10 protein-coding genes and 1 tRNA gene are annotated in these 12,032 nt (G+C 70.3%); all 11 read left to right on the forward strand.

From position 1 onward, the window contains the following. Nucleotides 1-137 precede the first annotated feature (137 nt). The 11 genes from FOZ76_RS26725 to FOZ76_RS26775 all read left to right on the forward strand — a co-directional run bounded on the left by FOZ76_RS26725 (nt 138) and on the right by FOZ76_RS26775 (nt 12,011). Nucleotides 138-1,403, forward strand: coding sequence for an aspartate kinase (locus FOZ76_RS26725; RefSeq protein ID WP_143951348.1), 1,266 nt, complete (start codon nt 138-140; stop codon nt 1,401-1,403). A gap of 68 nt (nt 1,404-1,471) precedes the next feature. After that, nucleotides 1,472-1,563, forward strand: a tRNA-Ser gene (locus FOZ76_RS26730). 332 nt (nt 1,564-1,895) lie between these two features. Then, nucleotides 1,896-3,053: a GGDEF domain-containing protein gene (locus tag FOZ76_RS26735; protein ID WP_143951349.1), complete on the forward strand. Its 1,158-nt coding sequence runs from the start codon at nt 1,896-1,898 to the stop codon at nt 3,051-3,053. A gap of 331 nt (nt 3,054-3,384) precedes the next feature. Beyond that, nucleotides 3,385-4,641, forward strand: a complete 1,257-nt coding sequence (locus FOZ76_RS26740; protein ID WP_143951350.1) for an amidohydrolase/deacetylase family metallohydrolase — start codon at nt 3,385-3,387, stop codon at nt 4,639-4,641. 7 nt (nt 4,642-4,648) lie between these two features. After that, nucleotides 4,649-7,021 (forward strand): xanthine dehydrogenase family protein molybdopterin-binding subunit, encoded by a 2,373-nt coding sequence (locus FOZ76_RS26745; protein WP_143951351.1) that lies wholly within the window; start codon nt 4,649-4,651, stop codon nt 7,019-7,021. Then, nucleotides 7,018-7,848 carry an FAD binding domain-containing protein gene (locus FOZ76_RS26750; RefSeq protein ID WP_143951352.1) on the forward strand — a complete coding sequence of 277 codons (831 nt, stop codon included), beginning with the start codon at nt 7,018-7,020 and terminating at the stop codon, nt 7,846-7,848. The genes FOZ76_RS26745 and FOZ76_RS26750 overlap by 4 nt, the downstream gene beginning before the upstream one ends. Then, nucleotides 7,845-8,366: a (2Fe-2S)-binding protein gene (locus FOZ76_RS26755; protein WP_143951353.1), complete on the forward strand. Its 522-nt coding sequence runs from the start codon at nt 7,845-7,847 to the stop codon at nt 8,364-8,366. The genes FOZ76_RS26750 and FOZ76_RS26755 overlap by 4 nt, the downstream gene beginning before the upstream one ends. Then, nucleotides 8,356-9,144, forward strand: coding sequence for an SRPBCC family protein (locus FOZ76_RS27775; RefSeq protein WP_211366555.1), 789 nt, complete (start codon nt 8,356-8,358; stop codon nt 9,142-9,144). Before FOZ76_RS26755 ends, FOZ76_RS27775 begins: the two co-directional genes overlap by 11 nt. Beyond that, entirely contained in the window at nt 9,141-10,235 is a 1,095-nt protein-coding gene (locus tag FOZ76_RS26765) for an oxamate carbamoyltransferase subunit AllG family protein (protein ID WP_143951354.1), read from the forward strand. Before FOZ76_RS27775 ends, FOZ76_RS26765 begins: the two co-directional genes overlap by 4 nt. Continuing rightward, a complete protein-coding gene (locus tag FOZ76_RS26770) occupies nt 10,232-11,032 on the forward strand; it encodes an SDR family NAD(P)-dependent oxidoreductase (protein ID WP_143951355.1) in 801 nt (266 codons plus the stop codon). Before FOZ76_RS26765 ends, FOZ76_RS26770 begins: the two co-directional genes overlap by 4 nt. A gap of 10 nt (nt 11,033-11,042) precedes the next feature. After that, nucleotides 11,043-12,011 (forward strand): isopenicillin N synthase family dioxygenase, encoded by a 969-nt coding sequence (locus FOZ76_RS26775; protein WP_143951356.1) that lies wholly within the window; start codon nt 11,043-11,045, stop codon nt 12,009-12,011. The last annotated feature ends 21 nt before the right edge of the window (nt 12,012-12,032 follow it).

Raw genomic sequence — 12,032 nt, forward strand, 5'->3', positions numbered from 1 at the left:
CGGGATGCCGACATTCTAACGCCGCGGGCCGCCGCGAACCTGGGCCTCATTTGGCGATCCCCGGCGAAGCAGCTATCATTTTCTGTTTTGTGCGCCCTTGCGAGCGCGTCCCCAATCATTCATCGCAGGCACTGACCATGGCTTTATACGTACACAAATACGGCGGCACCTCGATGGGCTCGGTAGAGCGCATCAAGAATGTCGCGCGCCGCGTGGCCAAGTGGCATCGCGCCGGCCACCAGGTCATCGTGGTGCCCTCGGCCATGTCGGGAGAAACCAATCGCCTCATCGGCCTCGCCAAGGAAATCCAGAAGGATCCGGACCCGCGCGAGCTCGACATGCTGGCGTCCACGGGCGAGCAGGCCAGCGTCGCGCTGCTCAGCATGGCCCTGCTCGAGCAGGGCGTGGCCGCGCGCAGCTACACGGGCTGGCAGGTTCCCGTGCGCACCGATTCGTCCTATACCAAGGCCCGCATTCAGTCGATCGACGATGCGCGCGTGCGCGCCGACCTGGACGCCGGCAAGGTGGTCGTGATCACCGGGTTCCAGGGCATGGACGAGGACAACAACATCACTACCCTGGGCCGCGGCGGCTCGGACACCTCGGCGGTCGCGGTCGCGGCCGCCATGGGCGCGGTGGAGTGCCTAATCTACACCGACGTCGACGGCGTCTACACGACCGACCCGCGCGTGGTGCCCGAAGCGCGCCGCATGAACGTCATTTCCTTCGAGGAGATGCTCGAGATGGCATCGCTGGGCTCCAAGGTCCTGCAGATCCGCTCGGTGGAGTTCGCCGGCCGCTACCGCATGCCCACCCGGGTGCTGTCCTCGCTCACCGACCCGGACATCCCGCTCGACGCAGAAAGCCGCTCGGGCACCCTCATTACCTTCGAGGAAGACGAAAAAATGGAAACCGCAGCCGTCTCCGGCATCGCCTTCAGCCGCGACGAAGCCAAGCTGACCCTGGTGGCCGTGCCGGACAGGCCGGGCATCGCCCACAGCATCCTCGGCCCGATCGCCGCGGCCAACATCGACGTCGACGTGATCGTGCAGAACCAGTCGATCGACGGCCACACCGACTTCTCGTTCACCGTCAACCGCAACGAGTACGGCCGTGCGGTCGAGGTGCTGAACAAGCAGGTGCTGCCGGCCGTCGGCGCGCGCGAAGTGGTCACCGACGACAAGGTGTGCAAGGTCTCGATCGTGGGCATCGGCATGCGCTCGCACGTGGGCATCGCCAGCCTGATGTTCGAAACCCTGGCCCAGGAAGGCATCAACATCCAGATGATCAGCACCAGCGAGATCAAGACCTCGGTGATCATCGCCGACAAGTACATGGAACTCGCCGTGCGTGCGCTGCACAAGGCCTTCGGCCTGGACCAGGTCGGCACATCGAGCACCTGAACGCGCGATTCGGCGCCGCGGCCGTGGCCACAAGGCCACGGCCGTGCTAGAATGGCGCTCTTTCCTTCGGAGACGTGCCCGAGTGGCCGAAGGGGCTCCCCTGCTAAGGGAGTATGCGGCTAAAACTGCATCGTGGGTTCGAATCCCACCGTCTCCGCCAGATTGGAATGAAAAAAGCCCCTCCCTGCGAGGGGCTTTTTTCGTCGCCGGGCCGTCCCAAGATGGAAAGCGTCTCCCAGGGGGCAGCGCAGCGGTAAACGCGGAGGCCATTTTTCATGGTGCGCCACCAGCGGCACGGTGGCTGTCCAACACGCGAACGCACACGCCACCTACCGCGCCGGACACAGGCAGCGCGTCACCGCCGCGTCGACCCGGCACGGCCCGGCTTGCCCAGACGGCCTCCCGCATGAGGGCCGCGCAGGTCTTACGACCGGGCCTACAACCCGCTAAGATTCGCCCTGCCCGCCAACCTCAGGAGCCGGGGTCATCGCCATGGGTGGCGCCACATTCGCCCTGATCGTCAATATCAGCATAGCCGCCCTGTTCGCGGCCACCTTCGGCGTCCTGGGCGCGACCACCGCCAAGCACCGCCGCGTCCTGTGGTTCTCGGCCAGCTATGCGATCGGCATACTCACGCCCGTGAGCGAGCTGCTGATTTCACGGGTCCACTGGCCGGCTCCCTTCATCGCCCTGAGCTATGGAAGCTTCGCGCTGGCTTTCCTCGTCATGGCCTGCGGCCTGTCGGCGTTCCATGGCCGGCCGATTCCCTGGCGCCTGCTGCTGCCGCTGCTGATCGGGACCCTGGCGCTGCGCTGGGCCATCTGGGACGGCACCCGCGGCACGCTGACCTACGAGCTGTGCTACCAGTTGCCGTTCGCCGTTGCGATGAGCGTGTGCGCCGCCATCGTCCTGCGCGCGAGCGCGCGGCGCCCGCTCGATCTGGCCCTGGCGGGAATGTTCCTGCTCTCGGCCCTGCACTTCCTGGCCAAGCCTTTCGTCGCGGTGGCGGTCGGGTCGGGCTTGACGGCCCAGGCCTACGTACGCAGCACCTACGCCCTGTTCTCGCAGACCGGCACCGGCGCACTGCTCGTGACGACCGGCCTGCTGCTCATGCTCGTCGTGGTGCGCGACATGCTCGACGGTGAGCGCCACCAGGCGATGACCGACGCGCTCTCCGAGCTGCTCAACCGGCGCGGCTTCGAGGAACATGCCCCGCTCGCCATGGCGGCGGCCGCGCGCCACGGCCGATCGACAGCCCTGCTGATGTGCGATCTCGATCACTTCAAGAAGATCAACGACACGCTCGGCCACGCCGCCGGAGACGACGTGATCCGCGCCTTCTCATCGCTGCTGCGGCGGGTGGTGCCGCCGGACGCCCTGGCCTGCCGCCTGGGCGGCGAGGAGTTCGTCGTCCTGCTGCCGGATGCGGATGGCACGCGCGCACTGCAGGTGGCCGAATCGATCCGCCATGCCTTGCATCAGGACGACCTGCCGGGCACGCCCGGCCTGGCCCCGGTCACGACGAGCATCGGCGCGGCGCTGCTGCGCCCGGGCGTGAGTCTCGATGCCCTCATGCACGAGGCCGACACGGCGCTGTACTCGGCCAAGCAGGCCGGGCGCGATCGCGTCTGGCTCGCAGGCAGCGCGTGAGGAGGCCCGGCTCGCTCCCTGGCTCTCCAGGGGTCGCCGCGAGGCAGTCCGGCGATCGGGAAGGTACGCGCTAAACGCCGCAATAAGTGGCATACCTCCTAACGCACTGCGGCAGAGCGGCCCGCGGTGCAAACAGTCCAATTTGGTGCGCCGGCAACAGGTGCCATACCGCTGGAAATCCGCCACTTACGTGGTACACCACCGATATCGAATTCTTGCTTATCCTTTGTCTTTCAATAGCTTGAGCAACGCCCATCACAGGCCATCATGAAAATGGCATGCATATTGCCTTTGGCTGAAGCGTCTAAACGCACTTCACAGAGGGAAGGCAATGGCCATCACAGTGCTTCGCGGCGGGCGCATCATCGACCCCGCCAACGGTGTGGATCAGGTGGGCGATCTGGTCGTCCAGGACGACCGCATCCTTGGCATCGACGTCCCCATCGCCGGCGAGGCAGAGACCATCGATTGCCGCGGCAACCTCGTGCTGCCCGGCCTGATCGATACGCACGCGCACGTCTTTCGCTACGTGACCGGCCGCTTCGGCCTGGACGCCGACACCTGTGGCGTGCGTTCGGGCGTCACCACCCTGGTCGATCAGGGCGGGCCGAGCTGCATCACGATTCCGGCTTTTCGCCACTACGTCGCCGAACAGGCCACCAGCCGCGTGCTCGCCTTCATCTCGGCCTATCTGGTCGGCGGGCTGGAAGGCCACTACTACCCGGAACTCTATCGCCCGGGCTGCCTGGACCGCGACGCCACCGTCAAGGCGGCGCTCGCCAATGCCGACCTGGTGCGCGGGGTCAAGGCGCACGCCGAGATCGGCGGCTTCGAGCGCTGGGGGCTGGAGGTCATGCGCATCGCGGCAGAGATCGGCCGCGAGGCCAGCCTGCCGGTCTACATCCACTTCGGCCAGCTCTGGCCCTCGCCCACCGAGAACGTGCTGCCGATCGACCCCGACCGCATCTTCGAGCAGACACTGGAACTGGTGAAACCGGGCGACGTGCTGGCCCATCCCTTCAGCCGGCATCCGGGCGGCTTCGTCAACGCCCGCGGCCAGGTGCACCCGCTGGTGACCGAGGCGATCGCGCGCGGCGCGAAGATCGACGTCGGCCACGGCTCGCACTTCAGCTTCGCGGTGGCCCGCCATATCGTCGACGCCGGCATCCTGCCGCACACCCTGGGCGCGGACATGCACGGCTACAACACCAAGGTGCCGCACCCGCCCGCCACGCCGGAAATCCATCCGGAAGAGGGCGACCACATGTTCGCGGGCGCGGTGCGCTTCTCCCTGGCCTCGACCATGACCAGCATGCTGGCGCTGGGCATCCCGCTCGAGCAGGTGGTGCCGATGGCCACCAGCAACGCGGCGCGCATGCTGCAGATGGACCAGGAGATCGGCCACCTGTCGGCCGGCGGCGTCGCCGACGTCACCGTGCTGCACGACGAGCGCGGCCGCTGGACGATGCGCGACAACGAAGGCAACGAAGCCGTCACCGATCGCATGCTGCGCCCGCGGCTGTGCCTGCGCGCCGGCGTGCGCTTCGACGCCGACGCCGAGATCCTGCCGGTTCCCCTGGCTGCCTGAGGCCCGCATGAACACGGAAGCACCGCGCATCGCAGGCCAGGGCATCGGCGCCCGCCTGACCCGCAAGGAGGATCGCCGGTTCCTGACCGGACGCGGCCAGTACGTCGGCGACATGCGCATGCCGGACATGGTCGAAGTGGCCTTCGCCCGCTCGCCGCTCGCCCATGCGCGCATCCGCGGCGTGGAGAAGCCCGAAGGCTATGCGGCCCAGGTCTACGTCATGCAGGACATGGCCGGCGTCAAGCCCATCCTCGCCGCTTCCGGGCTGCCTGGCTTTCAGGTGTCGGTGCAGCATCCGCTGGCGCTCGACAAGGTCCGCTTCGTGGGCGAGATGGTGGCCATGTGCGTCGCGCCCACGCGCGCGCAGGCGGAGGATCTCGCCGAGCAGGTCTTCGTCGACTACGAGGAATTGCCGGTGGTGGCCGACATGCACGCGGCCGCCGACGGCCGCGGCGAAACTCTGCTGCACGATGCCTGGGAGCGCAACGTCTTCCTGGAGACGCACGTCGACAAGGGCGAGCGCACGGCAGCCGGCGATGGCGTCGAAGTCCGCCGCCGGCTGCGCACCTCGCGCCAGTGCATGATGCCGCTCGAAGGCCGCGGCGTGCTGTGCTGGTGGGACACGCGCCTGGACCAACTGGTGATGGTCAGCGCGGCCCAACTGCCGCACATCAACCGCACCGGGCTGGCCGAGTGCCTGGGCATCGACGAAGGCCGCATCCGCGTGGTCTCGCCCGACGTGGGCGGCGGCTTCGGCTACAAGGGCCTGCTGCTGCCCGAGGAGATCTGCTGCGCGTGGCTGGCCATGCGCCTGCGCCGGCCGGTGCGCTGGCTGGAGGATCGCCGCGAGCACCTGTCGGCCAACGCCAACTGCCGCGAGCACGCCTACGACATCGGCGTGCACGTGGCGCGCGACGGCCGGCTGGTCGGCATCGACTGCGACGCCATCGTGGATTCCGGCGCCTACTCCTCCTACCCGTTCTCGGCCTGTCTGGAAGCCGCGCAGGTGGGCTCGATCCTGCCCGGCCCCTACCGGATGGACAGCTTCGTCTGCCATACCCGCTCGGCCGCCACCAACAAGCCGCCGATCCTGCCCTACCGCGGCGTGGCGCGCACCGGCGTGTGTTTCGCCCTGGAAGTGATGCTCGACATGGCGGCGCGCGAGCTCGGCATCGAGCCCTACGCGCTGCGCGAGCGCAGCCTGGTGCGCAGCGCCGACATGCCCTACACCAACATCACGGGCAAGATCTTCGACTCCGGCGACTACGTCGCCTGCATGAAGACCGCCGTGGCCTCGCTGGACTGGGCCGGCTGGCGCGAGCGCCAGCGCCTCCGCCAGGGCGGCCAGCGGCCGCAGAAGCGGCTGGGCCTGGGCCTGGCGGTGTTCTGCGAACAGGGCGCGCACGGCACCTCGGTCTACCACGGCTGGGGCATTCCCATGGTGCCGGGCTTCGAGCAGTGCCATGTGCGCATGACGCCCGACGGCGTGCTCGAAGTACAGATCGGCGTGCACTCGCACGGCCAGAGCCTGGAGACCACCATGGCGCAGGTCGCCAACTCGGTCATCGGCATCGCGCCGGACCGCGTGCGCGTGCTGCACGGCGACACCGCCACCTCGCCCTACTCCACCGGCACCTGGGGCTCGCGCTGCGCCGTGATGGCGGGCGGCGCGGTCGGCACCGCCTGCGAACAGCTCGGCGAGCGCCTGAAGACCATCGCCGCCGGGCTGCTGGACGTCGAGCGCGATGCGCTGGTCTTCGTCGAGGGCGGGCTGGCCACGCAGGACGGCACCCGCACGCTCACGCATGCCGACATCGCGCACACCTGGTATCGCGCACCGCAGCGCCTGCCGGCCGGCGTGGACCCGGGCGGCCTCGCGCTGACCGCCGGCTATCGCATGCAGCCCGATGCCGGCACCTTCAGCTACGCCTGCCACGCCTGCGTGGTCGAAGTCGATACGCTCACCGGCCAGACCCGGCTGGTGAACTACGTGGTCTGCGAGGACGGCGGCGTGCTGCTCAACCCCATGGTGGTCGAAGGCCAGTTGCTGGGCGGCCTGGCCCAGGGCATCGGCACGGCGCTGTACGAGGAAATGCCCTTCGACGGCGAAGGCCAGCCGCTCGCCTCCACGCTGGCCGACTACATGATTCCGGGCGCCGGCGAAATGCCCCCGCTCACCCTCGAACACATGCAGACGCCCAGCCCCTTCAGCAAGTTCGGCCAGAAGGGCATCGGCGAAGGCGGCGCGATCGCGCCGCCCGCGGCCATCGTCAACGCGATCAACGACGCCCTGGCCGGCATCGGCGCGGAGGTGCTGGAAGTGCCCGCCAGCCCCGAGCGCGTGCTCGCGGCCATCGCCCGCGCCCCGGAGGCCGCATGAAGGCCGCCGCATACCGGCTGCACAGTGCCGCGAACCTCGCCGACGCGCGCGCCCTGCTCGCCGAGGACGAGTTCAACAAACCGATAGCGGGCGGCCAGTCGCTGGGCGCCATGCTCAATCTGCGCCTGGCGCGCCCGGGCAGCCTGGTCGATCTGGACCCGCTGGCCGAACTGCGCCGCGCCGCCATCGTGGGTGACGCCCTGGAACTCGGCGCCATGGTCACGCATGCCGCGATCGAGGACGGTGCGGTGCCCGATGCGACCGCCGGCATGCTGGCGCACGTGGCCCGCGGCATCGCCTACCGCGCCGTGCGCAATCGCGGCACGATCGGCGGCAGCCTGTGCCACGCGGACCCGGCCGCGGACTGGATCTGCAGCCTGCCGGCGCTCGGCGCGCAGGCCATCGTCGAGGGTCCGGACGGCCGGCGCGAGGTGCCGGTGGGGCAGTTCATCCGCTCGGCCTTCGATCCGGATCTCGCGCCCGGCGAGATCCTCGTCGCCGTGCGCGTGCCGGCGCTCTCCACGGACGCCGCCTGGGGCTATCGCAAGTTCTGCCGCAAGCGCGGCGAGTTCGCCTCGGCCATCGTGGCCGGCGTGCGCGACAGCGCGCGCGGCGTCGAGCGCCTGGTCTTCGGCGCGCTCGACGGCGCCCCGGTGGTACTCGAGATGCCCGGCCTCTACGAATGCGACCCGGCAGCCCTCGTCGGCACCGTCGCCGAGCAGTGCAGCGCCAGCCAGCGCGGCCTCTACGCCGACCTCACCGCCCAGGTGCTCGCCGACATCCAGGGCCGGCCCCGCCGGACCGATCGCCAGGAAACCGACGCATGACGATTCCGATTCTCTCCCTGCCCGTCGAGACCGTGCCGGTGGCGCTCACCGTCAACGGCCGCGAGTACACGCTGCAATGCGAGACCCGCACTCACCTGGCCGACGCGCTGCGTGAGCACTGCGGCCTCACCGGCACGCACATCGGCTGCGAGCACGGCGTGTGCGGCGCCTGCACGGTCGAGGTGGACGGCGCGCCGCAGCGCGCCTGTCTGCAGTCGGCCCAGCGCTTCGCCGGCAAGGCCGTCACCACTGTCGAAGGACTGGACGACGACCCGCTCGCCGAGCTGCTGCGCGCCGCCTTCTCGGCCCAACATGCCCTGCAGTGCGGCTATTGCACGCCCGGCATGCTCATGACTGCGCGCGACATCGTGCGCCGCCTGCCCGACGCCGACGAAGCCCGCATCCGCGAGGAACTCGCCGGCAACCTGTGCCGCTGCACCGGCTACCAGGGCATCGTGCGCGCCATCCAGCAGGTCCTCGCCATCCAACGCTCGCAGGAAACGCCACATGCAGCTTGAACAATCCTTCGTCGTCGACGCCGCCCCGGACACCGTCTGGGCCGCGTTCCACGACCCCGCCCTCCTGGTTGCCTGCCTGCCCGGCGCGTCCCTGCGCGGCGAGGTCGAAGGCGACCAGGTGCCGCTCACCTTCAAGGTGAAGCTCGGCCCGATCGCCGCGGCCTTCGCCGGCGAGGGCCGGCTCGCGCTGGACGAGGCCGCCAGATCCGGCAGCTTCACCGGCCAGGCCATCGATGCGCGCAGCAACAGCCGGGTCAAGGGCGAAGCGAGCTTCACCACCCGTGCGCAGGAGGGCGGCACCCAGGTCGGCGTGGCCGTGACGTTCACCATCACCGGCTCGCTCGCCCAGTTCAGCCGCGAGGGCATCGTGCGCGCGCTCGGGGACCAATTGACCCAGCAATTCGCGGCCAATCTGCAGGCGCGCCTGGCCGGGATGCCGACGGCCGCGCCGGCGCCCGCCGAGGCGGCGCAGCCCGAGCTACCGCTCGAGATGGATACGCCCGCCGAGACCGCCGGCACCGAGATCACGGCCGGGCCCGCGGCGCCGTCACCCTCTGCAAGCGCGACGACGCTGGACGCCGCAACGGCCAGCGGCCCGGCCACACCGCCGGCGTCCGCCGCACAACCTGCGCAACCCGGGCAATCAGCGCAGCCAGGACCATCGGCACAACGCCCCCAGCCCGCCGACGAGGCGCCTGCGCTCAATCTCTTCAGCCTGATCGGCGCCATGCTGCGCGACTACTGGCGCCGCCTGTTCAAGAAGGGGCGCGCCTCGTGAACGCCGGCCTGGCCCCCGCCGCCCTGCAGGGCGCCCGGCTGACGGGTGTGCGCCAGCGCGCCCAGGCCGTGCCGGCGGTGCCAGCGGACGTGCTGTTGCATGCCGGACCGCCCTACGCCGATGGCGCCGCCCCTGCCCCCGTGCGCAATGCGGCCGCGCAAGCACTGGTCTACGAGGGCGCGGCCAACGACCTCGCGCATGGCCTGCGCCTGCTCGCTGACGGCGCCTACCGGCTCGCCCCGGCGCAGGATCACGGCGTCGTCACGCCCCTGGCGCAGGTGGTGTCCGCCAGCATGCCGGTGTTCGCGGTCGGCGACGAGGCGCTCCTGATCCACGCGCCGGTGCTCGAGGGCGCGCCGCCGGCGCTGCGCTTCGGCGCCCCCGATCCGGCCTGCGTCGCCGCCCTGCATGCGGCGGCCGCGGACGCACTGGGCCCGCTCGCGGCCCATCTCGCCGGCAAACCGGTCCAGATCCACGACCTGGCAGTGCAGGCGCTGGCCCAGGGCGACGAGTGCCATGCCCGCACGGGTGCGGCCAACGCGGCCCTGGTGGCGGCACTGGCCGGCCTTGCCGGCGACTGCCGAGCGCGCATCGGCGCCAATCCTGGCTACGTACTGCCGATCCTGATGGCGGCCTGTGCCTGGGCGCTGCGCCGCCACGGCGAGATCGAGGCGGTCGGCGGCAACGGCGTCGCGTTCGGCCTGCGCCCGCGCGGCCAGGCCGCCTGGCGCACCGTGCCGGCCACAGCCCCGGTGGGCACCGTGATGCGCCCGGAATTGCCGGCGCTCGGTGCGATCGGCGACAGCGCCGTGATCGACTTCGCCGGGCTCGGCGGCCAGGCGCTGGCGGCTGCTCCCGCGCTGCGCGCCGAATGGGCGGCGTGCCTGCCCGCCGACTGGGCCGCACGCCGGGCGCTGTGCGACGCCGCGAGCGGCCTGGTCAGCCTCGCCCGCGTCGCGGACACCGCGCTCGTCCCGATCGTCCACCTGGCCATCGTCGGCGCCGACGCGCGCGGCGGGCTCGCCGGCCGCGGTTTCTACCTGCCGTCCCCCGAGCTATTCCGATTCCTGTCTGCGGAGCATCCAGCATGAGCGAGTCTGTCCTCCCATCCACCGCGCCGGTGCCGTCGGCCCGCGGCCTGGGCGGCGCGGTGGCCATCGTCACCGGCGGCGCCGGCGGCATCGGGCTGGCCATCGCCGGCCACCTCGCACGCGAAGGCGCGCACGTCGTGATTGCCGACCGCAGCGCAGCCCAGGCCAGCGCGGCGCAGTTGGCCGGCGAGGGCCTGAGCGTGAGCGGCATCGACGTGGACGTGGCCAGCGAGCGCGACGTCCAGGCCATGGTCGCGCATGCCGAGGCCAGCCACGGCCGGCTCGACATCCTGGTCAACAACGCCGGCATCTATTCATCGCTCACGCCCAAGCCTTTCAGCGAGCTCACCGCGGCCGAGTGGCGCCAGGTGTTCGACGTGAATGTGATCGGCCTGTTCCTGTGCTGCCAGCGCGCGGCGCCCGCCATGCGCCGTGCCGGCGGCGGACGCATCGTGAACATCTCCTCCGGCGTCGCCTTCAAGGGCAACCCGCTGATGGCGCACTACGTGGCCAGCAAGGGCGCGGTGATCTCGCTCACCCGGGCGCTGGCCACCGAAATGGGTCAGGACAACATCCTGGTCAACAGCGTCGCGCCGGGCTTCACGCTGAGCGACGGCGTGCTGAACAACGCCACCCTCGTCGACGGCGTGAAGGGCCCCTCGCTCAAGGGCCGCGTGCTCGGCCGCGCCATGTACCCCGACGATCTGGTCGGCGCGGTCGCCTTCTTCGCCGGCAGCGGCGCGGGCTTCATCACCGGCCAGACCCTGGTGGTCGACGGCGGCGCCTACTACCACTGAGGCCAGCATCATGTCGCTATCGATCCCGGTCATCGATCTGGAACCCGCCCTGCGGGGCAGCGCCGCCGAACGGCTGCGCACGGGCCGTCTGATCGACCAGACCTGCCGGCACATCGGCTTCTTCACGATCAAGGGCCACGGCGTCGACCCCGTCCTGATCCGCACGCTGCGCAAGCAGGCCTACGCCTTCTTCGAGCAGCCGCTCGCCGAGAAGCAGCGCGTGGCGCCCGCCGACGCCGGCACACCGCGCGGCTACCGTGGCCTGGGCTTCGACTCGCTCGCCCGCGGCAACGCGCTCGACGCGCCCGCCGACATCAAGGAGTACTACCACTTCGGCCGCGAGCGCTGGCCGCAGACGCCCTACTACACCGAGGGCGAAGGCCGGCGCTACTTCATCCCCAACCTGTGGCCGGCGTCGCCCGCGGGCTGGGCGGCCACCGCCGAGCGCTACTACCTCGCGCTGGAAAAGCTCACCGGGGAAATGATGCAGCTCGCCGCGCTGGGCCTCGATCTGCCGGAAGACTTCTTCCAGGACAAGATCGACCGGCACATCACCGCCATGCGCATCAATCACTATCCCGCGCAGGCGGTGGCGCCGGCGCCCGGACAGTTGCGCGCCGGCGCGCACACCGACTACGGGCTGCTCACCATCCTCAACGGCGAGAACAAGCCCGGCGGCCTGGAAGTGCTCACCCGCGGCGGCGACTGGATTCCGGTCGAGACCGAGCCCGACACCTTCGTGGTCAACATCGGCGACCTGCTCATGCGCTGGACCAACGACCGCTGGGTGTCGAACACGCACCGGGTCATCAACCCGCCCGAGGGCACGGCGCCGGATGCGCGGCTGTCCGTGGCCTTCTTCCACCACCCGAACTACGACGCTCTCGTCGAATGCATTGCCCCGCCGGGGCTCGCCAAGTATCCCCCCGTGCTGTCCGGCGAGTACCGCGACCTGAAGTACCGCCAGACGCGCGTCTGAGCGTCCGCCTGCTCACCCTCC

The sequence above is a fragment of the Verticiella sediminum genome, assembly GCF_007558815.1.
GTDB lineage: Bacteria > Pseudomonadota > Gammaproteobacteria > Burkholderiales > Burkholderiaceae_B > Verticiella > Verticiella sediminum.